Below are 26,883 nucleotides of genomic sequence, written 5' to 3'. Positions count from 1 at the left end.
TTTCATTCTGCAGGTTATGCCAAGCCTAAGCTGACAAGCGCAATGCGCTGCCCCACTTCACCGGTGCCCGTCCGTGCTCGGTCAGGCACCAGATTACTGGATAAGGCGCTGCCTGTGTCGGTGCCGAAATAAATCCATCGGTCAGCACCACCATTAGTTCAGGCGGTGTGCGAGTCAGTGCTTCAAACACCGGCCGGATATCACTGCCCCCGCCGCCACGAGAGCGCCATTGGGCAAGCTCATGCAGTTGACCTTCATCCAGGCAACGCCGCTGGGTGATACGGGTATCAAATTCGATGACCTCCAGACTCACCCGGTCGCAGCTACCCAGAATGCCACGCAGCTCAGAGAGAAAATGCGGCAGATCTCGCTGGCAACTACCGCTGGTATCAATCACTACCGCCAGAGACAGCGACTGACTGCGCTGGCTGGGCAGATACAACCCACGGTACACATGTCGACGTGACGGCGGCAGCCATTGGCGGTTACCTCTGAGGGTGGCATGGATGAACTGCGCCAACACCTGTTGCCATGGAATCACTGGCTGACGCAAACGCTCGATCAGCCTGGCCACATGCCCCGGCAGGTTGCCCTGCTGGCGCTCGATTTGTTGTGCCGTGGCCACCAGCCGCTGCTCCCAACCGCGGGCGTTTTCGGCACTGACGGGGCGAGGCGCAAAGTCAGGGTCATGAACGGACGTTGGCAATTCATGGAGAGCGCCTTGCAAATCATGGACATCCAACGTTTGGCCGCGCAGGGGTTCCTGCTGGCTGAGCTGGGCATAGATCTGCTCCGCTGATTGCCCTTGAAAGCTGCGTTTGAACAAGGCGTCTCGCGGGCAATGCCCCAGCGCCTCCTTGAGCAAGGCGTTAACTTCATAATCACAGGCGTTATTCCAACGCCTGGCATCACGCTGGAACTGGCGACGATGATGGCCCAGCGCACAGTGCCAAACCTCATGGGCAAGAATAAATCGGCGGTCAGCCTCACTGCGCCCGGCCATAAAGGCCGCATTGAAGAAGATGCTTTCCCCATCCGTGCCCGCCGTGGGCAGGCGGCTATCGACCACCGCGATCAGCTGCAGCTGCATGAGCAGCTTGGCCGTAAAAGGCTGGCTGGTCAGCAACCAGGCACGATCTGCCTCGCAGACCTGCTGCATGCGCTTTTTAAGCCGGTTTTCCTGCGCATCAGGACCACGAGGCCCACCCGCCTGTAAACTATTGGGCCGTTGACGAAGAATATCAGGCATCAAACAACTCCTTCTCAGCCGTCACTGCGCCGAGGGGCTGATCACCGAGATGCTGCTGAAACACCTCTCCGTGTTGGTCACTCCATGCGTCAAAGGCGGGATGACTGAACAACGCCAGGGTGCGAGCCTGGGTGGATACCTCATTCTCCCCTTGCATCGCATCCAGCAACACCAGCGTCGCAAAATCCGATGTTAGCGCCTCACTGATCGCAAAGAAACGCGCCAGACGGGTATTGGCCTTGTCATTCTGCAGCGCATCATCGTCCAACCCTTTCCACACAGCATTTGCCAGACCGGCACAGAAGGCATAACGCTGATCGGCCCGCTCAGGGATCTTAATCGGGGCCTTGCCCGCCAGCATGGCGGGAATATCAGGCAGCTTCCGCGCCCAACCACGAAAGGCCAAGAACTCGGTGGCGACTCCCTGCCCGACCAGGCCGTGCACCACCAGCGCCTGGATATCCTCGGACAATTGGCTCGCCTGGCTAAGCGAGCGCGCGACACGCTCCCAGCTGCGTGGGCTGGGCCAGCCTTGCTCCACACCCCCTTCCATAGAAAAGAAGCATTCAGGGCGAAAGCGCAGAAAGGCGATCACATCCGGGTGGAGACCCTGGCCACGGGCCCAGCGCGTCCAGCTGTCCAGGTCAGGTTCCAGGTTAAGATGGCAAAAGCGGTTGGCCAGCGCACTGGAAAACGTCTGTGCCACTGCACGGTCGCCACTGTGATTACCCGCGGCCACCACCAGCCAACCCGGTGGCAGGCGATAGAGATCCCCCAGGCGGCGGTCCAGAATCAGTTCATAGGCCGCCACCTGCAGGCTACGGTCCGCCGCGGTCAGTTCATCAAACAGCAGGATGCCACGGCTATCCGGATCGCGCGGCCATTCCCCGGCCAGCAGCCAGTCAACCACGCCACGTTCAGTATCCGGTACCGGCAGGCCGCGCAGGTCGACGGGCTCGCGCTGGGCCAAGCGGATATCAATAAAGCCGATGCCCTGCTGCTCGGCCACTTGGCGGACAATCGTACTCTTGCCCACACCCGGCGCGCCCCACAGCATCAGCGGCGGCAAATGCGTGGCTAACGCCGGGTCCTGCGCCAGCTGTTGCAGCTGATGGTTTAGAAGTGTCATGGCCTGATTGGTTGTCGCGTACATGGGGCGTCTCCTGGCGTCATCGTGAATACCAACAGTCTAATCGGCCAATGCGACATTCCATGTCGTTGCCATGCCTGTTTACCTCAGCTGGTCACTGGATGAAGACCCTGAAATGTTCCAGAGATAGGATCAAATACGATAACGCACACTGCTGAGTGGCATATTGAGATAATCGTCCACATCCATGGCGTTATCAGATGGCGCTACCGCCTCCTTCAGCGCGTCCAGAGGATGCCCGGATGGCATCAGCGCCTGCTGAGTCAGTGCCTGGCGCAGGGCATCACGCTGCTGGCGAGACGTATAATCCGGCAGCTTCCAACGCCACCAACGATCCGGCTGATTCGCCAGAACCATCATCAATGCACGCCCTGCGCCAGGATACGCATCTCGCAGTGCCCCCAACTGCTGCGGAACATCTTCCCACGGTGTCAGTTCAACAATGGCATGCATCACCGCCTGACGCTGGCCATGATTCTCTGCCACCCTGAGCAAACGTGGCAGGTAGCGTGCCGCACCGGCTTGCCTTTCCGGCAGTGTCATTTGCGGCCAGGCACGATCAGCGTACAGCATTGCCAATATTTCCAGCGCGAGCGTTATCAAGGCAGACGATGGGTTTTCGCGAGTAGCAGCGCGCAAGATATAACCCAGCTGATCACGCTTCTGACCGTCATTCAGCAGCGTCTTGCGAAAACCCCGAGCCTCTTTGCTTTCCGGCGCGCACAGCGCCCAGAGATGCAGATCAGCGCTTATGCCTTCCTCAAGACGATCCACCGGCAGATCCCATCCCCAGAAGCTATCTGCTCGCGCATAATCCGCGTCCAGCAACTCAGGACGCTTGCGTTTTCTCCCTCCCTGTCGCTGCCAGGCACTCAATGTCCGACGACACTGCCACAGTGCTGATAAATCAATGCCTTGCTCAGCCAGATAATACAGCGTGCTCAGGCTATGAAATGCCGCCTGAGGCGCATAACGCTGGGAAAGCACATTAAGCACGCCTTCTAAAAGGGATAACTCTCCGGCCTCAAGGCGTAGCAGGCTTTGCTTTAATGTCGATTCATCGATAAAGAAGCGCGCTTGGTTCAATAGCGGCGTCGGCACCTCACCGTGGCAATCTACCGGCAGGCCATCCGGCAAGACGATCCTGTCAATTTTTCCACACTGATAAAGCGCCAGGTGTTTGGCCCAGCCAAGAGACAGGCTCGTCAAGGCCGGTGCATGCAGCTGCACGTGCCCCCAACCATCAAGCAGAGTCAGTGACGACATTGCACCTCGCAGTGTCAACTGCTTGCCCCTCTGGTGGCACACCGTCAGCGGTATCGGTTCCGAGGCGTGTTCACGCGCCTTTTGCGTTGCTCCTTGCACTTGCTCCAATACGTCCGCCCCCTCGACATCACAGCGTCCCGGCGAACGTATCGTCAGCGTTTCCAGTTTAGATGCTTCACCGACATGCACCTGTCGCGGGCCATCAATCACCAGCGATGTCACCTGTGAGGCATCGGCAAGCCACCACTGCCCCTTGCCGGATAAATGCAGCCGTGCCGGCAAGCTATCCCCACTCAAAACAACAGTGAGCGAGTGGGAAGAAAGCGCTGCCTCTTGATCAGCTGAAGGGCACGTCTTTGGCCAGCAATGTGCCAACACCAGATCATGCATCCGGGCATGACTGCCCAACACGCGCAATTGCGCCCAGGGCGTCCCTTCAGCACACAGGCGCAAGGTACACGCTTGCCAATTCGCATCAAACTCATTGACGCGCCCATGAACCATCAACGTAGGCGGCATGCTCAAGTTGAATCGGTGAAGAACAGCACCGCTACTCAGTACCGGCAAATAAATATCACGCAGGCTTGGCAACTGATCCAACTGCAGGTGTAGAACGTCCTGCTCACCACAGGCGCGCAAGTCCAGCACTTCCAGGTGAGGGTCATCATGAAGGTCCAGGGCACGCAGATCAGGTTCTGCCAGCACTAGCCAGCGACCTTCATTCCGATTGCCCACCGCACCGCGCAATGCGGTGCCGCCAAGGCTATCCAGCGTCAATGTAGTCATGCTGCCTCCCGTTGCTGATCAACAGATGACAGCCTAACTGCACGGTGCGACGTATTGTGTCGGTAAGCCCGAAAGTCATTCGAGAAAGCCATTCGAGAAAATTTTTGTGGCCAGCAAGCCTATCGCCTTCTGTTAACCTTAATTCATTATTTAACACCATGAATCAAGGGGTCCGCGATGAGTCAGCAACTGAAACGACATTGGGCCATTTTGCGTTACATGGCTGCACAACGTCGCCCCCTCACCGCAGGCGAGATACACCAGCACTTGAGTGAACGGTTTCCCGTCGATCAGCGCACCTATGAGCGTGACCTCATTACGCTGGGCGACATTTTCCCCCAGGCCATCACATGCCAGGAAAAACAGGGCCTCAACAAACGCACAAACCAATGGTCACTACGCTCACAACGGGGTCTTATCCCGGAAGTTCTCCTGAATGACGCCGATATCGCCATGGCACTTGTCGTATTGGAAGAGCAAGCCAGAAGTCGCCTGCCGCGCAGCGTAATGCATCGCCTGAATGATTGGTGGGAACAGGCTCACGGTACCCTGAACAATGTACCTGACCGACAGCTCGCTCATTATCGTCAGCTGATTCGTTACTTGCCGGACTCTCTCCGCCCGGAACCGCCGACAGCCCCAGAAAACGTTCAGTTAACGGTTGAACAGGCACTGCTGGACGGTCAGCGACTGACTTTGACCCGCGACACTCTGGACGGTGAGGTCACACATGAAGACCTTATCCCGCTGCGTTTGTTACTGCTGGAAGAGGTATTAATATCCTAAGCTCAATCCATTATGGCTAAGAAAATCGTACCTGATGAGCTCTGGAACATTGTCGAGCCGCTTTTGCCTCCTGAACCATCCAAACCCGAAGGGGGTAGGCCACGTGTTTCTAATCGTGCCGCTTTGACAGGCATTCTGTTTGTACTCAAATCAGGCATCCCCCTAGGAGATGTTGCGACAGGAAATGGGATGCGGTTCCGGTGTAACCTGTTGGCGACGACTTCGTGATTGGCACGAAGCTGGTGTCTGGGAAAAGCTTCACCAGACGTTGCTGAGGCATTTACAGGAAGCCGAACAACTCGACTGGGACCGTGCCTGCATGGATAGCGCTTCCATTAAGGCAAAAAAAGAGGATCTGCCACTGGGCCAAACCCAACAGATCGCGGAAGACCCGGTACAAAACGGCACCTACTGACTGACCGACAAGGAACACCTTTGGCGGTTGTTCTATCAGGTGCCAATATGCATGACAGAATTCCTTTATCTGTTCTATTGGACACGGTAAAACCTGTTGCAGGTCGATCTGGTCGCCCACGTCGAAGGCCAACCAAGCTTCACGCCGATAAGGCCTATGACTTTGCACGCTGTCGTCGTGCCTGTCGTCGACGGCATATTCAGGTGCGTATAGCCAGACGTGGTGTGGAGGACACGCAGCGCTTGGGGCGTCATCGCTGGGTAGTGGAACGCACCCTTTGCCTGGCTGGAGCAAATGAGACGACTTGCAACACGGTACGAGCGGCGCACCGATATACACTATGCGTTCACGTTAATCGGATGTTCGCTGATTTGTTTTAATCGCCTCAAAAGACAGTTTTGAAATAAGCTCTAAGTAGCACGATTAATTTTGAATAGGCACTTATGACGTTACTTCATATAGCGCCATATCAGTTGGCCACTCGCCAATATTACGTAACGAGACGACATTCCAGCTCTCCCGCACCTGCTTGACTTCCCCCTTGCCCTTCCACTGACTGGGTGAAATCAAAGCGTTTCAACCCATAGACCATCGAATGACATTGCCAATAGCCCATTCCCTGGCCAAAGGCCAACTTCAGCTGAGTACCTGATTCAAGCTCAAGTGTCAGTACGCGTCGATGACAGCCTCCTCTCGACGTCCGTCAAACAGGGCCTGTCGGCAACACACGGCACTGGAGCAGTTGTTTGCCGATGAAGTGCTAGCATTCATGCAGCAGGACGAGATGAATCAGGCGGCTTGAGCTGAACAGTTACTTTCATTTAATCACATAATAAATATATTATATGATTATCTCTTACGGCCACCACCGGGTTGCCCCCCTTGATAAATTGTAATTTTACTGTAATTGCTTAGCCAGCCACGTTGGCTTTTAGCCTCCTCACTTTCTATTTTTTGATGTCTACCACAAAATTTCTTACCGGGTTTTGGCTCGGATAAGCGAACCCCACAACGCTGGCAATTTTGATATGTCTTTAGCGGCGGTTGCTTTTTAGCAGATATATTTTTAGTGCTTTTAACGCTATTTTTTTTTAATTTCTTGGCAGCATTTTTGACACGCTCGCCTTTTACAAGCAGTTGCTCAAGCTGCTCGATTCTTTTATCTCTCTCATCTATTTCATCTCTGAGCTTGGCATTTTCGTTAGCAAGCTTTTCGATCTGATATTGCTCTTCAGATAGCATGATAGGCACCTTTACTCCGTCATAAACCAGACACTGACGTCAGCCAATTATTTTCTTAAAATTATTCAGCCTCTATCAAAAATCCTCAACCGACACTTGCTCCACCTGCTCTATCACCCGCTCCCGCTGCTGTCCCGGTAAATAGAACCCTGCTTCCAACCACGGTCCCCACTCATCTCCATAGACGTAAACATCAGCGGCATGCACATCACTCGGCAGATCCAGCATACTGATCGCGCTGTTCGGCGACAATTAGGATGACCGGACAAGATAGTTGACGCCGAACATCGCGCCTTGCATCCCGGCCAAACCAGCCTGCTCCACCATCGTCATGCCGAAATAGCCTTGACGTAGTTGATTGATTTCAAAATCGTTCAGAGCGATCTGCAAGCTTCTCTCGTCGCTAAAGGTGCCTCGCTGCGCGTACTCAATATAAATTCACCTTAAAAACATTAATATAATTTAATATAAGTGACCTCAAAGGCCTTACATGGCCTCTGACTTTGCAGCCGGTTGGCCAGCTGAAACGCATCGTTCATATTGTACTGTTGGAAGATATCCAAGCCCCGATCAAGTGAGATTTTCCAACCATGATCAGTCACGATATGGCGTGCATGTTGGCTGCCCGAGTTGCTAAATGAGTATCCGAATTTGATACCGACAGAGTACATAGCGCTCTGAATCTGATCCAACCAATCGCGTTGCTGCTCCCCTTTGAACTCATCTTCAACTGTTACGAGGCTGGCAACCACTTCATCACCCTCAGGCTTAATCTTGACAATGGTTTCCATCAGCTCCATCAGGTTGCGAGCCTGATAGAAAAGACGAATGTAAGGGTCAGTAATGGTTATATGAGTCGCACCTCGCAAATAGGGCCCGAACAGATTGTCGAAGCTTACTCCGCGTTGATTCTCCATAATCACAACATGCTTTTCTTCGAGAGCGCTTGGCTGAACCTGTTGGTGGCTTTGTACATACGTGGTTGAGCTTACTACGCTTGACTCTTCCTGTTCAGTGGAAAGCTCTGTTAACACATCGTCTCCGGTTTCTACCACCTGATGGAAGTAACGCGGGTACTCAAGCTCTTCCAGAGTTTTAACTTCATCCTTTTTGCCGGACTCATCGGCGTAACTGAAATCGACATCCGCATAGGTGGTATCAAGACGCATCAGCTGATCTTTGACGCGCTTACGTCCTTCCATAGAGAACCGCAATATCCGCTCAATTTCGTCCTTGGATGCACCGCCCTGTGGGAACAGAATCTTCATCAAGCCAGAAAAGGTTTTGCTGATGCCATCGCGGTCTCGTGTCGAAATATCTGATGAGAGTGTAAAATGTTCTTTGTACTGATCCGAGAAATCCTGGTTGCGCAGGTGGCGTAGAATCTCTGCGAGGTAATCGACCACAAAACCGTATCCCGAGGAGAACATTTCGCCACGGATAATATCCACTTCCCAGCCAGGTACGTAAAAGTGCAAACGATCCAGAAACGCCGAGTCGTAGAACTTATCCGGTAGGGCCTCAAACAGGTTAGAGTGCTTGAGCATATACGGCAGACTGTGTTCAGTATTACCCACAAATGTCATCGAAGCATCAGCACCAAGAGTCTCGACACCACGAGAGAACGACTTGTTGGCCATGTAGTTCTTCATGATGTCCACGAGTGCCTTATCCACCTTCTTCTGCTTGCCCGCAAACTCATCGAACGCCACGGTATCCCAGTACCCAACGAGACCAATTTTGCCGTTTGAGTTGTTAACAAACAGCTTGGGTACCGAGACTTCCCCCCCAGAGATCAGAATGCCGTGGGGTGAGAACTCGGAATAGATATGTGATTTACCGGTACCTTTCGGGCCTAATTCAATCAGATTGTAGTTGCGCTCACAGAACGGAATGAGTCGCACCAGCTGTGTCAGCTTGCTGCGCTCGCCAAAGTACTCAGGATTAAAGCCAACACTTTGAACCAGCACATCAATCCACTCGTCCAGGGTAAACTGACTACGTGCCGCCAGATATTCCTCGTAATTGAAATGAGACATCTGGATCGGCTTCAACGACCCGAGGATCCAGGGCACTGCATCTTTGCCTTCAGTATGTTCGTACTCAACGTCCGCGATCACCCAAACACCACCGACAAGCAGCTTTGGATGCTGTTTGACGGTGCCTGAGTCGATCAGGACTTTCTTGATACCCAGGTTTGCAAATTCAGTTTCGTAACAGTCCTTCTTATCATTGAGGGCAACCGTTACCTTATCGATGACCTTGTGGCGCCCTTTCTCCCGGATAGTTGAACGGACCAGCCCCGCCTCGTTGCGATGGACGTAGTGTTTGGCCAGAATTTCCTTAACCGTCTGAATACCACTTTGGATACTGTCTTCATCATTGGTGGCGCAATATTGGCCTAATAGGTACTCCAACACGTAGGACGGTACGATCGCATTCCCCTTAACGGTTTTTACCAGGTCCTTGCGCACAACAAGGCCGGGGAATACATCGCATATTTTCGTGTTCAGATCCGTCATCGCTTTATCCTGTTTATCCATCACGCTCGTCCAGCTTAAAAATCAAAGTCGCTGGTGAACGAGCGACGAATGATGTACTTCAACTGTTTATATTCAGTGAACTGGTTGGTGCCTGTAACGGGTTCTTCCAGCTTAAGGCTGACTTCCTGATTATTAGCGTCATCAGCATCCTGTGTCAGCACGAATCTTAGCTTCAGCTCACGCTCGCGAGCGTTTTCAGCAGTCAGATCCATCGTAACAGTGTGCAAATCCGAAATGAGCCGGCCACTGGCGGTATAGATACCGCAACGTAAATCTCTCGGTTTGAGCTTATCGTTCACCGGCTCAGTCTGGTACAAGGTCACTGACAACTGCCCTGCCGTAATAAAATTGCTTCCACCGCGCAGCAGATCGACCTCGACAGTGGCAATATCATCTTGGCGTTTCTTGTTGACCGAAATAACCGGGACAATCACTTCCTGCAGGGATGCACCACCATGTACGAAGCGACTGCCCGAGCCGCTTAAGCGCAGGCGCTGAATCCCTTTCGGGATAGCTGCATGGACATCACCATTAAGCCCCAACTGAGCGGGGCTGAATACCTTGATTGAATCAGTTGCCGACAGCTGCTTCCCGAGCAGAAAGCGGCGATCCCGGTAGTGTATATCGCCCTGCACATCCGTCTTCAGGAAATCGCTATCTTCCAGGGGGCGGTTTTGGTAGATAAAGCCGTGATCTGCGGTGATAAGTACATTGGAGGCATTAAAGGCGGTAAGCTTTTTAACCAGTGTCATCAGGTCGTCGAAGGTGCGCTCTGTGGCCTCAAAGGCTTCACCTTCGGACTGCATTTTATCACCGGCATGGTCAATACGGTTGTGGTAGATGTAGATGACATCATGGCTCTTCAACAGCTCACGCCCTTCTGCCTGGGTCATTTCCAGAACTGATTTGGCTTTTTGAGCACAAGCAGATTCACCCAACGCCGATTTGATTAGCTTGTCGCGGTTGGCGGTACCTTGTGTGGAGCCCCCACCAATCGATACCGTGCTATCGGTTTCTGATATCGAGAATTCACCGGCTTTACGTGGCAGCAAAGACGCCATACCTAACTGGGTGTAACTGGGCAACGCCGAGAGCATATGCTTGAGTGACGCCTGGTAACGCTTCTCACGGTTAATACGCCCTATCATCTCGTCCGCTGCTTCGTAGCGGAACGCATCCGAGATAATCACACAAACCTTATTACCCCGGTTGGTATAGGGTTTAACCCAGTGGTTGTAGAACTGACGCTGGGGTATCACATCCGGTACAGCCCAGTTACCCATCGCATCCACCTGGCCCTGCCACTGCGTTGCCAGCGGGCCCAGGAAGCGGTTGATGTACAAGCTTTCAATCGTTTCGCTGAGGCTATCGAGCAGGGTTCTCCCATGGGCGGACGTATTTAGCGCATGGATGAACTGACGATACAATTGGTCGATCATGAACCAATGACTCACGTATCCATGCACGGCATCAGAACTGTTACTTATATTGAGCTGCACTCTATCCAGCCGGGCTAAAAACTCACTGGCAACCTCGATAGCCGTGTAGAGCGTTTTGAAATCTGCGTACCAATGACTCTGACGTCGCTCGCGGCAGTATTTAGTGATCTCGCCCTCGGATAAAGTCCGCTGTTCTACTGCCTTGACCAGATCAACAATGACCTTCTGGTCAATCAAGCGGTAGTAGTCTATCTCGATCACATCGCGCAGATCCCGAGTATTCAGGTCGTTCTCAATATCAAGCAGCTTGGCATACTCTTCGGACAGCGCTTCAAACACCGCTTCGTGCTTGCGGCTTTCCTTCCATCGTTTAAACAGCACCAGTGCATCATTGTTGAGTGAGGCTTCATCCTGTGGTTTGGGCTTCGTAATCGACAGTGCATAGCAGGATTTGAAGAGCTCAATCGAGAAATCTTTAACGGACGGCTTATTCGATGAGTATCCGTAATGACGGTCAATCTGTTCCCAAAACACTGAGGTCAGATTACACCGCTGCATAAGCGCATAACGCGGCTGCTGCTCTTCAGTCAGCTCATCAAAGAGACTTTCACAGATGACATCCAGGCGCACGTCGGCCAATTGGTGAAGATCCGCACAGACTGCCAGCATCTTAAGACGCACCTGGTACTTGAGGTCATCTGGCTTCAACAGTGCCAGCAGCCGCCGCTTGCGTGCTTCTGCCTGCTTGGGTGCTCGGCCTCCATCGAAGAATGCCTCGTGGTTAGTCACCACATCAGCAAATTCAGGCGGCAGATTCATTTCACTGAGCCAGATCGCCGACTGGTCGGTGCGGAATACAGCACTGCCCAGCTGCACATCCAACAGCCAGTTATTGATGTAATCCGGCTCTTTACCCTCGCGATAGAGCAGAAATGCTTGCCTGGGTGACGCCCGCAGTATCCGGTGTTTTAGGGTAAACTCGTTGGCGTCAATCTCGAACTTCTCAATACCCTCCATTTCCAGGCGCTCGAAGGCATCACGAAACTCCTGCTTATCGTCATACCAGAAGACAATCCGCTGGCGCTCAAACAGACGAAGCAGTGCTTGTTGTATGCGGTTTTCAGTCATCTTGTTTCTCGCCAGCCATGCGGTCGGTTTGCGCTTCAAATTCTTCTATCCACTCGTGCAGCTTCTCTTCCAACTGCTCTTTATCGGGTAAACACAAGCTGTATTCAGTTGCCTGGAGCATCGTTTCTTTGGGTAATGTCAGCTCCACCACGCCCTGGTTGCGTGACGGGCACAGCAGTATCCCGATAGTAGGATTTTCATCTGGTAGCTTTTCGTAGCGGTCGTAATAGTTCACATACATCTGCAACTGCCCCAGGTCACGGTGGCTCATTTTGCTGGTTTTTAACTCAATCACCACGAAACAGCGCAGCAGGCGGTTATAAAACACCAAATCAGCAAAAAACTCATCGTCCTCAATCAGTAAGCGCTTTTGCCGAGCGACGAAGGTGAAGCCATTGCCAAGCTCCAGCAAAAACGACTGTAAATGGGTAATCAGCGATGATTCCAGGTCCTGCTCGTAATAGCTGGCATGTTTCTCAAGCCCCAGAAATTCAAGGTACATGGGGTCTTTTATGATCTCTCGAGCGGTTTCTGGCTGACGCTGGCCGCGCGCAACCGCGAGCACGGATTCTTTATCGTTACTGGCCAGTAGGCGCTCATAGAGTTGGGCATTGATTTGACGCTCTAACTCTTTTCCGCTCCAGCGATTTTTCACCGCCTCTAGCTGGTAATACTCGCGCTTTTCGGCATCAGCTATACGAATCAGCAAACGATACTGGAACCAGTTCAATTGCGAACACAGCGTGTTCGCAATCGGGAAGCAGCGGTAAAACTGACGGCTAAGCTCCAACTGCCGCTTGGAAAATCCGCTGCCGAACTCGCTTTCCAGCTCTTGAGCCAGCGACGCAATCAGGTAGCTGCCATATTCAGCACGCGCAAGCTCCTGCTGCTCTTCAACAAAGATCCGTTCACCCAGCTTCCAGTACATCTCTACCCGGTGAAATTCCACCGATCGCAGCGCATCGTTCTGTGCCGTGGTGATGATGGAGCGAGCATCCATCAGGAGCATCTCAGATAATAGCCGCGGCTTATTCATCGTTAGCTCCTAATTCGGATAGCGTCAGGGCGTGGCATTGATGCATTACGACAAGCCTGCCACTTTTTTCAGCGCCGAGCCAAAAAGCGGGTAGTTGTGCTTCACACCATCATCCAGATCGATTTCGGTGTTCTGGCCTGCCAATGGGTAGAGCACATCACGCTCATAGCGGTTGACTTCATCAATGGCCTTGTTGAAGTTGGTGATCATCTTCAGCGCCTGAGTTTTCTCTTTCTGGCTGGCACTGGCACTGATGGAGATCTGCTCGCAGCTGGCCTTGCGAGCCTCCAGCTTGGTACGGAACTCACGCAGGTACTCGTTTAACACAACACTCACGGTGGAAGGCGTGTAGCGGTGCATATAGATCAAGGCGTTGAAAGTGCCTTTCGGGCTTGAGAACAACCAGTAGATCGGGCGTTTTTTGTAGCGGGATACATGGTCTTTGTAGAAGTCTTTAACAAGGTACTTTTGCAGGGGTTTGCCCAGCGCCTGTTCAATAAAGGCCAGGTTCTCAGCATAGTGATCATCACCAAACGTCACCCGCAGGAACTGCTTAAAGCGTTCGGTGATATCATCCTCAAACCAGTCGCCTTCAAAATCGATCATCGGGATGACGTTTTCACCATCTGGCATAAAGCTGGGTTCCGGCACGCGGGCCAGGTAATCTTCAAGCCGCTCGCCCTGGTTGGCGAGGATCAGGCCCGGCGCGTCGAGGCTGTAACGGCCGAACATGCAACCCACGGCGTAGGAGAGGAACTCGGCCATAGTATCGGCGCGCAGGCGGGTCTCGTTAGCCGCCGCGTCTTTCTTGATGCCATAGCGATAGGCGGGGTTGCAGGTGAGGGTGATCTCCTCGATCGGAACTTCTGGAGTCAGTTCGTCTTGCAAGCCGTAGGCGTCGATAAAGATGCGGTTGTTCTCTTCCTCCAGCTGCTGCATCTCATCCGTCATGCCCTGCCAATGGGTGCGGAGGGTTGTGTAGGTGGCCTGCAGCGTGTCGGTGCGGTGGTCGGGTTGGAGCAGCGGGAGCGTGGTGAAATCCCAGGAGGTTTCGTAGGCATCCCAGTCGGAGCGTGCGAGTGCTACTGCGCTTGCAACTGTCTTGGTTAGGGACGCTTCTGAAAGGAACGGCGATATGGGTAGTTTGCGGATCTCGCCCGCCTGAAAATTCAGTGTTGGTGATAAGCAGCGCAGCATTGCTTCGCTTACTCGTGAATTCAATAGGCCGAAGACTGTGTTGAAACATTCGAGAGCAATAAAGGCTGTAGGGCTTGCAGAGTTAAAAACTGCGCCTTTTGGAGACAACCGAAACGATGCGGTTCCAGAACTCACGCGCGTGTAAAATACACCTTCTCTGAAGTAGTGCATCCTTGACGGCAGTTTGTTGCCTTGCTTTCCAAGCATATCGTAATCACGGTCGGAAAATGCGATGACATCAGTCAAATTGCCGAACCACTTCCGATACTCTCCGCCTTTTGTGTGTGGAACCCAGCGTGCCTTTGCGTCGACAACGTCTGCTTGAGAGTTGCCATCGTGTAGAGTCCGAGAGGATGCCACTTCGTGCCAAAGACGAAGAAAACGTGCGTTGTCACCAGTATCAAGACCAACACGAATATCGGCAGCATCCCCCACTCTTTGGTCAGAAGAGAATGCCTGGATCAAATCCTCACTCGCCCAAAATGCAAGTGGCGATCCCGGAAGGCCAAGACACTCTTGCGCGGGTAGCTGATGGCTTTTGCGACTATCTCTAACTCCTTGGGCTTTCTCCGTTCCTTGCAAATCGCTGACATCAATGAAATGGCTTGGGCGTTTCAAGGGGCTTGAATTATTGAAAACGAATGCCGAATTCTGAACCTTCTCTCCGTTGATTTCAGGGAAAACATCCGGTCCAAGGTAGATCAGATCAGCAAGCCAATGAGACGACAAAATGCGAGATCTGAAGGCTTCCAGTCGCGACAAGAACATCCAGCTGCGTTGTGTAATTAATGCGAAATAGCCATCTGAAACAGCTCTACGCTTAGCGACTTCGATGAAAGTAGAATCCAGCCCCTGTTTTGTATCCAGGTAATTTGCCTCCACAAAAGTCTTCAGCTTAGGGTTCATATTTCCGAGGTCCAGATACGGTGGGTTGGCCACCACCACATGATACTTCGGCGACAGCGCCTCGGCCATGCGCAGCACTTTAACCAGGCGTTCATAAACCTCACTCAGCAGCAGGTCCCCCGAAAAATCCTTCGCCTCAATCAGTCTTGCCGTTTCAGCCGGATCTTTGAGCTGGGGAACAATCAGCGAGCCAAAGTTCTTGGCCTGTTCAAACTGAGTAAGCGTCTCCCGTAGATCAGCGGTGTAAAGATCTTTACCCACAATCTCGATCACATCATCCATCTCGGATTCAGAGAAGCTGATATTGTCCAGCACGCAAATATTAGGCTTGGCGTCCATCTTGAAGAAACGACGACGACCGAGCTTTGCCGCCGCCTTCATTTCCAGCGCAAAGGCCGCCAGCGCGCCCGCGCGGTCGTCAATCTCCACCCCGGTTAGATTGTTGGTGAGAATCAGTACCGGAATATCGTTCGGGTCATAGCCCTCTTCCTCGTAGATTGCGTAGAGAAGGTCAAAGGCATAGGTCAGCATGTGCCCCGAGCCTGCTGCCGGGTCGCAGATACGGATGTCTTCCGGAGTAGCGATCTTTAAGAAATCTATTTCTGGTTCTTCCGGCGCGATGTAGTAGTCCATCTGCTCGGCCAGACGGCTTTGCGGCCGGTTCAGCAGCCAGAGCCGCCCCAGCGAGTTCTCCACCAGGTAGCGAACAATCCAATGCGGGGTGAAGAGCTGGGTGGCCGCCGGGATGTTTTCGGCGGTGATTTTGATATTCTTTTTGAGGCCGTCAAATACGTCCTGTTTTTTCTCAGAGATATAGAACTGGTAGAGCCAGCCGATGATCTCGACATCCTGGCAGGCTTCCGGTGTCATCACTGCGCGCATATTGGCCAGGATGGAGTTCTCGGAGAGCAGGTCATCCGGCATCAACAGCTCAGTAAAGTCCTGGATGCGCTCAAACAGATAGGGCATACGTTCATACAGGGCATTACAGGAACCGACGATCAGCAAGCGGTAGGCTTCTGTCTGAGCATCCGGGCTGCTGATAGAGCCATTTAGTAAGCCGCGAACCTGATCGGCAGCACGCGTATTGACCTGAGTATCATCAATGATGCCCGATTTTGCCTCGGCCAGAATCTCCGGTTGAACCTGCCCTTCTGCGGGGGATACCACACCGACACGGTTATAGCCGTTCACGTCCATAAAGCGCAGGGCACAAAAACGGTTGAACCAGGTATAGGCCACCTGATCGATCAGGCCTGCTTGCCCTTGTGCTGCGACTGCCTTATCAATTTCCTTCACCACAGCGGGGTATTCACGCCGCGCGCTGCTTTCCGGTTTAAGTACAAAGGCGAGTTTGCTGCTGACCTGCTCCAGCAAGTCTTTACGTGCCAATTGAGCAAACGTCTTCAGCGCACTTGTTTGCATTTTTTGGGTATCCATTAGACGCGCACCTTCTTACCCTGATTTATGGTTGCCAGCAGCGTGTTTCTGTAACTTTCCAAATAGGCTTCCACATCCGCTTCGGTTTCCAGTAGCGGCTTGGCAAAGGTCACTTGTAGATCCTTGGCCCCCACAATCTCGGCCTTGGGTTTGGGTTTGGGGGGATAGGAGGTTGGCGGAGGGACCTGGACACCGCCAGCAGCAGGAACTCCAGGTTTATCCGCTGGTTTTTCTTTCGGTACCGGCTCAGGCTCTGGTGCATTCCAGTCCAGGATTTGCTCAAGCAACGCTGCGTACTGCTGATTTTCAAAGTTGTTCGTCGCATCACGTACCATGGCGATCAACACCTGATCGTCAATCCGCTGCTTCACCGCTTCAAACTGGTGTTGCAGCTGCGCTTTCTGCTCAGCGTTTAGGGTCTTGTACCCCTCGTACTGCGTCAGTTTGGCCTCAAGGTCTTCGATTTTGGCGCTTGCAGCAACTTTCTCGCTCTCGATCGCCGCGTCCAGCTTGGCTTGCAGCGACTGAATATTGACCACAAGGGTTTGTATCGCCTTCCCCCGGTAGATGTTGGGATCAACCAGGGCGGATTTGATGGCAGCCAGCTCATCGGCCTGAACATAGCTAAGGTTAGCCTTGTGCTCTTCCAGTAGGCGATTGGCGTGGTCCAACTGTGCTTTGTTGGGGCCCTTCATGAAAGACAGGAGCGGATCAGTTACACGGTCCTTGTAATCATCCAGCCATTTGTCTTCATCACGGGGCAGCTCGGTGACGAACCATTGATAGGGCTTGGCTTCAAGATCAGTGAGGTCAGCAATAATATCTGACAGCACACGCGTAAATGGATAATGCTCGGCCTGAACGAACAGTTTCTCAAGCTCGGCTTTTTGGCTGGCGAAAGCTTCTTGTGTCTCTTTCGCCAAGGCCTTGGCTTCGGTTGCGCGAGCGACCTTATCAAAGTAGTCGTTATAGAACTCTTTTAGTTTCTTGACCTGACCGGGTGTAAACTCTACCTGCGGGTCCAGAATCAGATTGCCATGGCTGTTCGAGTTTTTGAGTGCACGCGCTAGCTCAGCGTCGTCCAGAAGATTAGTCGACTCACGCACCTCAATCTTGCCACGCGCGCACAAGTGAGCCAGCGTGCAGAGCACAGCGGCATATGACCAGCCGTAAGGCTTATACTCAAACTTTTCCAGTAGCAGTTTCACCGTGGTACGAATCCCGCCACGGTTGTTGCTCTGAATATGAGAAAACATCTCTTGTTGTGCTTCGGGCAAGGTGGCTTCATCACCAAACAGGCCTTGCTCGCCCTGCGTCAGGATGGTTGCAATCTCGCTTTCCTGATATTGCTTACCCCGGTGCATCTTGAGATTCGGGTAGGTCTGTTTAGCCAGTTCGATGAATGCCTTTTGAACTTTGCTCCGGCCATCCTCACCACTCATTTCAATCTCTTGTCCGCGAACAAAGTAGATCGCCTGCCCCATCAGCGTTGAGACCAGTGCTTTTAACTGCTTATAACGTTCACCATTCTGAGCAACTTTATCTGCCAGAATGCGTTCTACCGAATCCTGCTGGGCGGTGCGAGTCTCAAGGGAGATGTATTTCTCAGTCTTTTTGAAAAGCAGCAGGTCACGCATAAGGCGCTCGCTGGCCGACATTACCACCCGCAGCTCATCGTTGTAGACGGTATCTGTCTTGTGCTTATCAAAAGCATCGCGATAGTCGTGAAAGGAGGTGATCACGTTGATCGCCAGCTCTTGCTCGCGGCCAACCTGATTATCGTCCAGCTTGCGGGTGAATGGATAGTCCTGACCGCTTTCATCCCAGCGGATCTTACGGTCCTTGATGACACCATCAAACACCAGCTTTTCAAGTTCTGACGCAACCGCTTGGGTATCAACGTCGGTGTTTTTGATCTCGGCCTCAATGTCTTGCTCTTCATCGGTGAGGTACTCATAGAGTTCCCCATTCCGCTGGATCAGCGTCTGATTCTCAAGCAGCGCCAGCGCTTCTTCAACATTATCTTTCAGCGTCGTGATGGAGGTATCAAAGCTGTCATGCATCAGCACGCAAATATTGCGTACTGTGGGTTTGAACTCTTTGACGTACTTCACCAAGAACAAGGCCTTGAGTACACGCAGTGCGAACTTGTTGGTCAGCGTGTTCTCGGCGCGGAGGATTGAAGATTGAATCGCGCCTTTTAGTGCTGTGCGAACACCCTCGAACATCAGGTCAAAGGTAGCCAGATCGCCGACCTGGTGGTCTTTAATGCTCTTGGCAACTTCCTGAAACACCCCTAGCATGGAGCGTTCACCCACGGAACTGTGTTTACCCTCGAAGGCGCTGTGTCGTGACAGGGTCTGAATAGCGGCTTGAAACAGGTTGAACTGATAAGGAATGAACGGATAGCTCTTGATGAAGTGCTCGCGATCCTTGAAGTTCGGGTAAGATGCTGACCCATCGGCAAAGTCAAATAAGGTTTTAAAGTTACTCTCTTGCCGATAATACAGATCAGACAACAGATTAATATGCTCATGACGCTTGGCTAGCAAGCGCATCTGAATCACTTCAGCGACATCCTGGCTGCTTAGCTTCATGCGGTTCTTAAAGCGTGCCTGTATTTTGGAAAAATCGTCTGACTGCTGAGCATCCTCACCCAAAACAGCAGACATATCTTCCTGAGCAGTCACAACCACCCAAGAACGCCCGTTGCATTTAGTTGCCAGAGATTCTGCAACCGTCTGCAAATTGGTCATCAGTTTGACGTTGTTGGCGATGTACTGGCCGACTTCATCAACAAAGAAGTTCAGGCGGAAGTCATGACCTTTAGACTCAACATAGTCGTTAATCTGCTCGGCAAAATCCTCGATAGACAGGCGATAGTCATCGCGGTATTTATCAAGAATATTGGTAACAGGTGTACCGGTAACCTGGGTGTAGGCCTTGTCGATATGCGGAGCCATACGCTTGGCACGGCGGCGGCCTGACTCCCAATCCTGGCTTGCCAAATCAGCAAAGGCGGCTTTAAAGGCGGCAAACTGGCCCTCAACGTCTAGTTCGCGTTCAAACTGTGCGATATAGGGGTGTTTGCCGTAGTAGCCACAATGTTCGTCAAACACTTTCACAAAGACCGCAATCAAAGCATCCAATTCATCCTTGGAGATGACATCGGCCTTCTGGTCGATATTGAATAGAATGCTTTCCGAAGGGATAGTAACCGCGCGCTTCAGGTCCTCAGCCTGCATACCTCCTTCATTAAAGGGAGGTTTTTCCAGGAACAGGTCCAATGGGTAGTCGGTGCCTTCAATAGGCTTGTTTTGCAGCAGCAGCGCCATCATCTTCAGCAGGTGGGACTTACCAGAGCCGAAGAAACCCGAGACCCAAACGCCGTTCGCGCCCTGGTAGTTCAGGTAAGCGCCCAGGAACTCATCCAGACGTTTGGCTACTTCATTGGTAATCACATACTCGTCTAATTCAACATACAAGCTGACTTCATCATCCGCTTTGATCACCCCTTCTATCGGACGATCAACAGCCTTATCAAACAGCTGTTCCAGTAGCATATTAACTCCTATAAATCTGATCAGTTAGCTCGATCGAGTATGTTGAAGGCTCGGTAGTATTTGTCATCGGTGAGCTTGTTGAACAGGCGCAGCGACGCACCATTGGCCGCCGAGTGCTGATACTTGCCGGGGAAGAACATCAACGTAGGCTCCTCTTTGGCAACACGCTGTAAATTGTTCAGGATGTTGTGGGAGCGGATGTATGGGAAGACCTCCCCAACCCCCGTGATGAAAATCACATCGTAACTGGCGGCATCCATCGTTTTGACAATGGCAGGAATCAGTATGGTTTCGGTATCCAGAATCCCCTGAAGCTCTTCTTTAAGCTCGCCACGCGAAAGTGTAATCTCGTTATCAATCAGCCACTCCCAGTCGCCCTCTTTCTTGAGAATCTCAATCACCAGGTCATAGAGATTGATCTCTAGCACTCCCAACCCTTTGTCGGCCAACTCATTTTTGAGCTGCTTAACCGCCTGCATCATGTCAGCGCTGATCTCAGGCTCAAACGGGCAGATATGGAACGGGACTTCGTTATTAAGCCCTTCGTTGTTCCGAAAGCGGCGGCTGGAAACTACGTTTAGCAAGTGAACCTGACTCTCAGCCAGGTTCTTTGCCGACACGGTATTGTCACGAGGCGGATTGGATGCAACCTGACTCATAGGCGTATTGCTCCGGGTATAAAGGCGAGATCAGACTCTAGCGAGCAATTTTGTAGCGCTATCGAGAGCATCTGAGGAATCAGCTCGTCAGACTCGTTAAGCAGCTCACACTCGCGCATCATCTGAAACAACTTCTGGCGCGCGTTGGAGCGTGTTTTGTCGGACACCTGTTCGAGCTCTGGATGCCACTCAGCCTTGGAATTAAAGAAGTAGCCATAATCGTCATAGGTGATTTCATACCGCCTCGAAGCGCTGGAAGAGGCCAGAACTTCGACTGCAAACTCACCAATGAACGGATACTGCTTACAGATTGCGATCCAGATCAGCTGCCTGAGGTCTTGCTTGTGGTCCCTGCCAATCAACTCGACCTGATCCTCCGAGAGAAGCTTAAGACGTTTGTGAATCTCGTTGTAAATGATACTGCTTGTGCGGCTGGTGCGTGTCTGCAAGACATTATCATCGATAACGACCTGCCTAACGCGAGCCCAGTCCTTCAGATCGTTGAACTGCTGCGCAACCAGCACGGTTTCCCTAAGCAATGCGGTGCGCGCAAATCCAATTTTGTAGGTTGTTACCATTTAAGCTCCCGCTCAAACTGAATATGCTAACTGATTGCATACATCTCACTAGACTACAGTAAGCAACGAAGGCAAAGCGAGGTCGGGCTGGCCAGACTAAAGTCACTTGTAGCCCGAACGACCTCGTCAACCAGCACCGAAGAACCACCGCTGCTTAGTAAGATTAATGGGCTGAAGCAAACACGCTGTTAAATCGACCCACTCGCCTTAACCGTATTGAGCCACTTTTTCTGAGGACGGCAGTTCCGCATTCCAGGGCAAGAGTGTTTCGAGATGTTTGAGGGCTGGCCTTTTTGACCATTGGTCGGCGCAGCTCGGGAAGCTTCCACGAACTTGCGAAGAGCAAGGTCCCAACAACCAATCCGAGCCAACTTGTTTGCGGCACAGGCATCGCTCAGGTGGGGATAAATATCGGCCACACTACCTCCCTGTTGGTTACCGAGTTTCATAATTCCACTTAGTTCCAGCCTAACCGAGCCCGTGTCTATTGGGTACCCTGCCAACCGATAAATCCTCAGTTTGAGGCATTTTCGCACATGGCTCGACAATTCCCTGGTACAAGGAATAGCCAAAAGCACTTTAAGGATAACCCTGCATTACCTGGCCACTCCAAAGTGACCTTGCTTCTTTGAAGATCGACCCATCCCGCTGGGTAAAAATCCAGCCGAAAACGAAGGAGAAGCCCACCTAATTGTTTACGTTGTTGGGCTTACTATTTCCTGTTCGGCACACACTTTTGCGGCCAGATTAATCGGCAAGGTACCTATAACATTATCGCCAGGTGAGACCTGTTCGATGTTCAGGTGCTGGCATTGCTGCCCCTCAATACCCTGGCGTTTAAGCCACTCAATGGCGCCTGCATGGCGTGAAATGATCCAGATAGTCAGCATGGCGTGCCCTTAATCAAAGTATTGAATAAGGCTATTGCGTTTCACCCGGAAAAACAGGCGGTGCAAATTTTTGGTGGGCAACCTGAAAATAGATCCCCCAAACCCAGGCAGATGCTTGCATCCTCATTGCTCTATTCTTTGCCCTGGAATCCTGACTGACGAGAGGTTGAATGGATAATCAGCGGATGAAATTTTTGAAGATGTTACGACACAAGATGTCGCATGAAGCCGTTATCATGGAGGAGTGATCAAAACGGGAGAAAGCCATGCAGTGGGGACAGTTACTCGATATTGACGCATCCGCACGCGACGACGAACGCCAGGACCCTGAAGAGCGCCTGCTGGCGCAGATGATCACCGTCAGAATGGTGACGTTTCTTGGCAAGGATACCAACCTGGACAACGATGAGTGGCGTAGCCTGTTCAGCTGGCTCGGGCTGAACATTCCAAAGCGTGCAGAAGACAGCCATCTTTACAGCGACTATGCCCCTGCCCTGAAGCGCTGGTGGACAAAGCACACTCGTCACCTTGACCCGCAGGCACCGGTCAACGGCACGCTTACCCGGCTATGTGACGAAGTCACCGATCTGCTTCAGCTCAACCCGCTGGAAAGCAAGCTGTTGATGCTGACCTGGCTACGCCTGCGCCACCCTATCATCAACCCCGTTTTGCTAACGGTAGAAGAAAGCCGTGCCAAGAAACTGTTGGCGCTGCTGACCGCTCATGGCAGTGATGACGTGCATCTCAGCCTGCAAAACAATCACCGCCTCAAGCGTCTTGGTCTTATCGCGACGCACAAGGGCGACCGCCCTCTGCTGGACCTGGACGATATCCTGTCTGCCGGCCCTCTCCTGCGCAGCCTGGCGCCTCTGGTTAACCATGATGTTGGCCTGCTTTCTTCTGCTGCGCTGCGTTCCTTTATTGCCGACCGCCTGATGGGCCTCTGCCCCATTCAGGAAGCTGGCCGTTTCTCACTGGCCAGCTTCAGCGCCGTCCCCCTGCGCCAACTCGCCGTTGATTATCTGCAACGGGCAATCGACACCCAGCAGACGGGGGCCAATATCCTGATTTATGGCCCGCCAGGGGTTGGCAAAACCGAGCTGGTCAAGACGCTGGCCACCCGGCTGAAGGTGCCCCTTTACGGCGTGCCGGTGATAGACAAGGATGATGATGTGCTCTCACCCAGCAAGCGCCTGCACCGTTATCAGATGGTGCAGAAACTGATTAACCAGCGCCCGGGCATGGTGATGTTCGATGAAATCGAGGATGTCATCAACGATGAAGAGGCGCTGCCCAAGGGCTGGATGAACCAGCTACTGGAAACCAACCCCAAACCCGGCCTGTGGGTCAGCAACAGCGTATACTGGCTGGACCCCGCCTATCTGCGCCGCTTTGACATGATCATTGAAGTCAAGGCTCAGCAAGGTGAACAGGCCCACGAACATTTCCAGCATTTGCTGCAGACCTTGCCCGTCACGCCTCAGGGCCGCCAGCACCTCTCCCGCCAGCGCTGGATGACCCCGGCCGCTGCCGAACAGCTATGCCGCCTCGGCCAGCTGATGAACCCGCGCACCCCGCAGCGCAACGAACTGCACCTGGACACCCTGATGAACCATCGCCTGAAGGCCCTGGGTCAAACGGCCGAACGCCCCCAGCCCCTGGCTCACAACAGTGGTCCGCAAATGCCTGATTACCGCCTGGAATGGCTCAATACCCGCCCCGGGCTGGACGGCATTGTGCAGCGTTTAACCCGCCGCCAGCGCGGACGTCTGTGCCTGCATGGCCTGCCTGGCAGCGGCAAAACCGTCCTGGCCAAACACCTGGCTAAACGCCTGGACCGTGAGCTGATCGTCGCCCACGCCAGCAGCCTGTTGGACAAGTTTGTGGGAGGCACGGAAGAAAAGCTCGCCGCCCTCTTCCACCAGGCCCGGCAAAAGAATGCCGTGTTGCTGCTGGATGAAGTGGATACTCTGCTGATGCAGCGTGATAACGGCATGCAAAGCTGGGAAATCTCCCACACCAATGAGCTACTGGTACAGATTGAAAACTTTGACGGGATTCTGCTTGCCACCACCAACCGCGTGGAAAGCCTGGACCGCGCCGTGATGCGCCGCTTTGATCTCAAGGTCGAGTTTTTGCCGCTTGCCCCGGAACCGCTACGCGATTTGCTAAAAGCCGTGCTGCCCGAACGTGACCATGCCCGCCTGGCGACGATACCCGCCAACCATCTGGCCAGCCGTCGCCTGACGCCGGGTAACGTGCGTACCGCACTGGATCAGCTTGACCTGCGCGGTCTACCCCTGCGCCTGAACACCCTGATGGATGCGCTGACGCTGGAAGAACGTGAGCAGCATGGCCAGCGCCAGCCCATGGGGTTTTTGTAGTGCCAGATTTTGGGGCACGATGTCACTCAGGCACTTATTCAGCCAACCACTGCTCTTTCAGCGTTTCACCGCGCGTCACCGATGTTCTTCGGCCATTATACGATGACAGTTATACCAGTGCGCTTGGGTGATTTGCCTGGATTATCCCGCCACTTACCACGGCGTACTGGTGACCTATTCGCATACGCCGGGCACACGTTTGCAGTCGTCAAACTTTACGTGGATAACAGCCAAGCAACTCAACCACGTAGTCTACCCCCTCTTATTGTTGAATTGATTGGAGATTGACATGCACGAGACACGTCTTCCAGGTTATTACTGGGTTGTATTCGCCGTTGAGTGGGAACCCGCTTTCTGGTCAGGCGAGCACTGGTTGTTACTCGATGATATTGATACCTATCAGGATGATGGTCTCAAGCTGATAGGTAGCTATCTGGTCATGCCAAATCAGACAGACCTTTTTCGGGCCGACAAGCCTTCCCTGATTCGTGTACGACCAGTAGCCGATGAAGAAACTCTCCTGGAGCAAACACAGCAGCAACTGGAACATCACCATGGCATCACACCCACCGATAAGAGCTGGGGGCTGTATTTTGCAGGCGATGATTCACCTGCAATGGGTGGGGGTGTCGGGGCTTTTTACTGGTTTGGCTCAAAAGATGAAATGCTGCGTTTTATCGTGCAGGTGCTGCCGTTCAATCCGCCCGGCCCTGCTCACGATAACCCCCTGGCCAAACAGCATCAGGTCAGCGTGATCAGTGAGGCCATTCGCATGAATGCCATCAGCGATGAGCAAGGGATAATACAACTCAACAAGGCGTTGAAGGGCTTTTCCTGTATTGAATGGTGGGGCACTCTGGAGATGCTAACCACCGGACAAGATAATTTTGCCAAGCGTGTCGTTAGCGCTTTTGAAATGCAGGAAGACCGCCCGTTGTCGCTACCTCTCCGCGGGTCACAGCGCAGTGCCTGGCTGGCTTTTCTGAGTGAGTACGGGCTTTGAGCTAAACTGCTTATATTGCTCCACAATGGCGATTAGGACGTACGTAAGCAATGAAGCATGCAGTCTAAAGATGCTGAAAAACTCGATACGCCTCTGGCAGCTCTGAGTCATTTATCTCTTGTATGGAAGAACGCCGCAGCTGATCCAGCATTGCATCACCCCATGCCAGACGATCTGCTTCTAAAGCGCTATGAAGCTCTGTTTCAAGATTCGCCCATGTATCCACTAGGGTCTCTTCCATAGCTGGGCGGAGTGCCTCTTCTTGTTTGACCAACGCGAGGTACTCAGTACCAGCGGTTATCGCAATAACGGTTCCTGCCGTGACAGTGCCGGCCACAACCGCGCCAGGGCCTGTTGCCGCCGTGCCTGCTGCGACGACACCGCCCACAGCCACTGAACGTGCTTTCGCTAAACCAAGACGTACTACAAAACGTCTTACCATGGCACGTGCTGCTGCCATAACCGGCCTTGCCATCAATGCAGCGGTAATGCCAGCACCGCCCAACAGCCCGATACCTAGGGGTGGTCTCGACCAAGACAGCGCCTCAAGGCGGTTAACATCATTCGCGGCGACTATCACTTGATCCAAGTTCAGAGTAACCACCGCCCCATCATCTATCTCCGAGGTGGGAACAGACATCGGGGCGTAGTGGAGGTAAACATCACTCAATGCTTCAGATAGCAGTTCCTGCTGAACATCAAGAAGGCGTTCTCTGTATTCGGTATGCAGAAGCGACACTGCCTGTTCAGCCCCGCTGGGTTCTACCAAACGATCTTGTATCTGACGCTCCATCCAAGGCTCCAGTTCTCCTGTCAGGCTAACAGCAAGGCGGGCGTAGCTTCCGACTGCAGAGAAGTACCAATCCAAATAGCGCTCACCAGCCTCTTGGTACTGCTCACGTGCTTTTAACAGCGCCTCGTCTACCCATGGCTCCAGACGTTGCGCTGCGCCTTGCTCCAAGACATTAAAGCGTTCACTTAGGTCTCGGCTTAAGGCAGCACCATCTTCAGCGCTCAGCACAAGGCTTTCACCATTGATAATGAATTGGATAAGAGGAGAGTGGCTTGTTGCCAACCAGCGATAACTCATGCCAGCCAGAAGGAGAATCACTAGCATGGTGACTATGGAAATCATTAGATGTGCTGACGAGATGCCTGCTGGGGGGTGCTTCCAGTATGCCAACCGCGTCATACTACTAGTATCACTCGATAACGATCCCTTC

The 26,883-nt window shown here is 52.9% G+C and carries 18 protein-coding genes and 1 pseudogene; 4 read left to right on the top strand and 15 right to left on the bottom strand.

Annotation, left to right across the window (positions count from 1 at the left end; translation table 11 throughout):
* Positions 1–25: 25 nt before the first annotated feature.
* From ACU6TU_RS03245 to ACU6TU_RS03235, 3 genes are all read right to left on the bottom strand, one after another.
* On the bottom strand, positions 26–1,249 hold the full coding sequence (locus ACU6TU_RS03245) for a vWA domain-containing protein (RefSeq protein WP_447143155.1): 1,224 nt from the start codon (positions 1,247–1,249) through the stop codon (positions 26–28).
* Positions 1,242–2,402 (bottom strand): ATP-binding protein, encoded by a 1,161-nt coding sequence (locus ACU6TU_RS03240; protein WP_447143154.1) that lies wholly within the window; start codon positions 2,400–2,402, stop codon positions 1,242–1,244. The genes ACU6TU_RS03245 and ACU6TU_RS03240 overlap by 8 nt, the downstream gene beginning before the upstream one ends.
* A 129-nt stretch (positions 2,403–2,531) precedes the next feature.
* The gene (locus ACU6TU_RS03235) at positions 2,532–4,451 is read right to left on the bottom strand and encodes a hypothetical protein (RefSeq protein ID WP_447143153.1); all 1,920 of its coding nucleotides are present in this window, start codon (positions 4,449–4,451) and stop codon (positions 2,532–2,534) included.
* 177 nt (positions 4,452–4,628) lie between these two features.
* Between ACU6TU_RS03235 and ACU6TU_RS03230 the strand changes: the two genes are divergently transcribed.
* Together ACU6TU_RS03230 and ACU6TU_RS03225 are read left to right on the top strand one after the other, a co-directional pair.
* Positions 4,629–5,237, top strand: coding sequence for a hypothetical protein (locus ACU6TU_RS03230; RefSeq protein ID WP_447143152.1), 609 nt, complete (start codon positions 4,629–4,631; stop codon positions 5,235–5,237).
* 12 nt (positions 5,238–5,249) lie between these two features.
* Positions 5,250–6,054: pseudogene (locus tag ACU6TU_RS03225) on the top strand (IS5 family transposase).
* A 447-nt stretch (positions 6,055–6,501) separates the two neighbouring features.
* Here ACU6TU_RS03225 and ACU6TU_RS03220 read toward each other — a convergent pair.
* The 11 genes from ACU6TU_RS03220 to csx16 form a co-directional block, all read right to left on the bottom strand.
* On the bottom strand, positions 6,502–6,894 hold the full coding sequence (locus ACU6TU_RS03220) for a hypothetical protein (RefSeq protein ID WP_447143151.1): 393 nt from the start codon (positions 6,892–6,894) through the stop codon (positions 6,502–6,504).
* 75 nt (positions 6,895–6,969) lie between these two features.
* Complete coding sequence (locus tag ACU6TU_RS03215; RefSeq protein ID WP_447143150.1) at positions 6,970–7,146, bottom strand: hypothetical protein; 177 nt, start codon at positions 7,144–7,146, stop codon at positions 6,970–6,972.
* Positions 7,147–7,284: a hypothetical protein gene (locus ACU6TU_RS03210; RefSeq protein ID WP_447143149.1), complete on the bottom strand. Its 138-nt coding sequence runs from the start codon at positions 7,282–7,284 to the stop codon at positions 7,147–7,149.
* Between the two features lie 62 nt (positions 7,285–7,346).
* On the bottom strand, positions 7,347–9,437 hold the full coding sequence (gene brxL / locus ACU6TU_RS03205; protein ID WP_447143148.1) for a BREX system Lon protease-like protein BrxL: 2,091 nt from the start codon (positions 9,435–9,437) through the stop codon (positions 7,347–7,349).
* A 14-nt stretch (positions 9,438–9,451) separates the two neighbouring features.
* Complete coding sequence (gene pglZ / locus ACU6TU_RS03200) at positions 9,452–12,004, bottom strand: BREX-1 system phosphatase PglZ type A (RefSeq protein WP_447143147.1); 2,553 nt, start codon at positions 12,002–12,004, stop codon at positions 9,452–9,454.
* Positions 11,997–13,040, bottom strand: a complete 1,044-nt coding sequence (locus ACU6TU_RS03195; RefSeq protein ID WP_447143146.1) for a PDDEXK nuclease domain-containing protein — start codon at positions 13,038–13,040, stop codon at positions 11,997–11,999. The genes pglZ and ACU6TU_RS03195 overlap by 8 nt, the downstream gene beginning before the upstream one ends.
* A gap of 45 nt (positions 13,041–13,085) precedes the next feature.
* Positions 13,086–16,583, bottom strand: coding sequence for a BREX-1 system adenine-specific DNA-methyltransferase PglX (gene pglX / locus ACU6TU_RS03190; protein ID WP_447143145.1), 3,498 nt, complete (start codon positions 16,581–16,583; stop codon positions 13,086–13,088).
* Positions 16,583–20,146 carry a BREX system P-loop protein BrxC gene (gene brxC, locus ACU6TU_RS03185; RefSeq protein WP_447143144.1) on the bottom strand — a complete coding sequence of 1,188 codons (3,564 nt, stop codon included), beginning with the start codon at positions 20,144–20,146 and terminating at the stop codon, positions 16,583–16,585. The genes pglX and brxC overlap by 1 nt, the downstream gene beginning before the upstream one ends.
* 20 nt (positions 20,147–20,166) lie before the next feature.
* A complete protein-coding gene (locus ACU6TU_RS03180; protein WP_447143143.1) occupies positions 20,167–20,805 on the bottom strand; it encodes a DUF1788 domain-containing protein in 639 nt (212 codons plus the stop codon).
* A complete protein-coding gene (locus ACU6TU_RS03175; RefSeq protein WP_447143142.1) occupies positions 20,802–21,383 on the bottom strand; it encodes a DUF1819 family protein in 582 nt (193 codons plus the stop codon). The genes ACU6TU_RS03180 and ACU6TU_RS03175 overlap by 4 nt, the downstream gene beginning before the upstream one ends.
* Positions 21,384–22,078: 695 nt before the next feature.
* Positions 22,079–22,273 carry a CRISPR-associated protein Csx16 gene (gene csx16 / locus ACU6TU_RS03170; RefSeq protein ID WP_447143141.1) on the bottom strand — a complete coding sequence of 65 codons (195 nt, stop codon included), beginning with the start codon at positions 22,271–22,273 and terminating at the stop codon, positions 22,079–22,081.
* A 266-nt stretch (positions 22,274–22,539) separates the two neighbouring features.
* Here csx16 and ACU6TU_RS03165 point away from each other — a divergent pair, with 266 nt between their 5' ends.
* Together ACU6TU_RS03165 and ACU6TU_RS03160 are read left to right on the top strand one after the other, a co-directional pair.
* Entirely contained in the window at positions 22,540–24,657 is a 2,118-nt protein-coding gene (locus ACU6TU_RS03165) for an AAA family ATPase (RefSeq protein ID WP_447143140.1), read from the top strand.
* 289 nt (positions 24,658–24,946) lie between these two features.
* Complete coding sequence (locus tag ACU6TU_RS03160; RefSeq protein ID WP_447143139.1) at positions 24,947–25,660, top strand: hypothetical protein; 714 nt, start codon at positions 24,947–24,949, stop codon at positions 25,658–25,660.
* 64 nt (positions 25,661–25,724) lie between these two features.
* On the opposite strand, the gene ACU6TU_RS03155 is transcribed toward ACU6TU_RS03160, so the two are convergent.
* Entirely contained in the window at positions 25,725–26,777 is a 1,053-nt protein-coding gene (locus tag ACU6TU_RS03155; RefSeq protein ID WP_447143138.1) for a hypothetical protein, read from the bottom strand.
* Between the last annotated feature and the right edge of the window lie 106 nt (positions 26,778–26,883).

The organism is Halomonas sp. LS-001, assembly GCF_052983955.1.
The sequence above is the reverse complement of the archived record's forward strand: the minus strand, read 5'-3'. Positions and strand labels throughout refer to the sequence as shown.

What these genes read in the sequence shown, in the direction of transcription:
- ACU6TU_RS03245 (WP_447143155.1), bottom strand. Translation starts at nt 1,249, where the DNA reads ATGCCTGATATTCTTCGTCAACGGCCCAATAGTTTACAGGCGGGTGGG.
- ACU6TU_RS03240 (WP_447143154.1), bottom strand. Translation starts at nt 2,402, where the DNA reads ATGTACGCGACAACCAATCAGGCCATGACACTTCTAAACCATCAGCTG.
- ACU6TU_RS03235 (WP_447143153.1), bottom strand. Translation starts at nt 4,451, where the DNA reads ATGACTACATTGACGCTGGATAGCCTTGGCGGCACCGCATTGCGCGGT.
- ACU6TU_RS03230 (WP_447143152.1), top strand. Translation starts at nt 4,629, where the DNA reads ATGAGTCAGCAACTGAAACGACATTGGGCCATTTTGCGTTACATGGCT.
- ACU6TU_RS03220 (WP_447143151.1), bottom strand. Translation starts at nt 6,894, where the DNA reads ATGCTATCTGAAGAGCAATATCAGATCGAAAAGCTTGCTAACGAAAAT.
- brxL (WP_447143148.1), bottom strand. Translation starts at nt 9,437, where the DNA reads ATGGATAAACAGGATAAAGCGATGACGGATCTGAACACGAAAATATGC.
- pglZ (WP_447143147.1), bottom strand. Translation starts at nt 12,004, where the DNA reads ATGACTGAAAACCGCATACAACAAGCACTGCTTCGTCTGTTTGAGCGC.
- ACU6TU_RS03195 (WP_447143146.1), bottom strand. Translation starts at nt 13,040, where the DNA reads ATGAATAAGCCGCGGCTATTATCTGAGATGCTCCTGATGGATGCTCGC.
- pglX (WP_447143145.1), bottom strand. Translation starts at nt 16,583, where the DNA reads ATGGATACCCAAAAAATGCAAACAAGTGCGCTGAAGACGTTTGCTCAA.
- brxC (WP_447143144.1), bottom strand. Translation starts at nt 20,146, where the DNA reads ATGCTACTGGAACAGCTGTTTGATAAGGCTGTTGATCGTCCGATAGAA.
- ACU6TU_RS03180 (WP_447143143.1), bottom strand. Translation starts at nt 20,805, where the DNA reads ATGAGTCAGGTTGCATCCAATCCGCCTCGTGACAATACCGTGTCGGCA.
- ACU6TU_RS03175 (WP_447143142.1), bottom strand. Translation starts at nt 21,383, where the DNA reads ATGGTAACAACCTACAAAATTGGATTTGCGCGCACCGCATTGCTTAGG.
- csx16 (WP_447143141.1), bottom strand. Translation starts at nt 22,273, where the DNA reads ATGCTGACTATCTGGATCATTTCACGCCATGCAGGCGCCATTGAGTGG.
- ACU6TU_RS03165 (WP_447143140.1), top strand. Translation starts at nt 22,540, where the DNA reads ATGCAGTGGGGACAGTTACTCGATATTGACGCATCCGCACGCGACGAC.
- ACU6TU_RS03160 (WP_447143139.1), top strand. Translation starts at nt 24,947, where the DNA reads ATGCACGAGACACGTCTTCCAGGTTATTACTGGGTTGTATTCGCCGTT.
- ACU6TU_RS03155 (WP_447143138.1), bottom strand. Translation starts at nt 26,777, where the DNA reads ATGCTAGTGATTCTCCTTCTGGCTGGCATGAGTTATCGCTGGTTGGCA.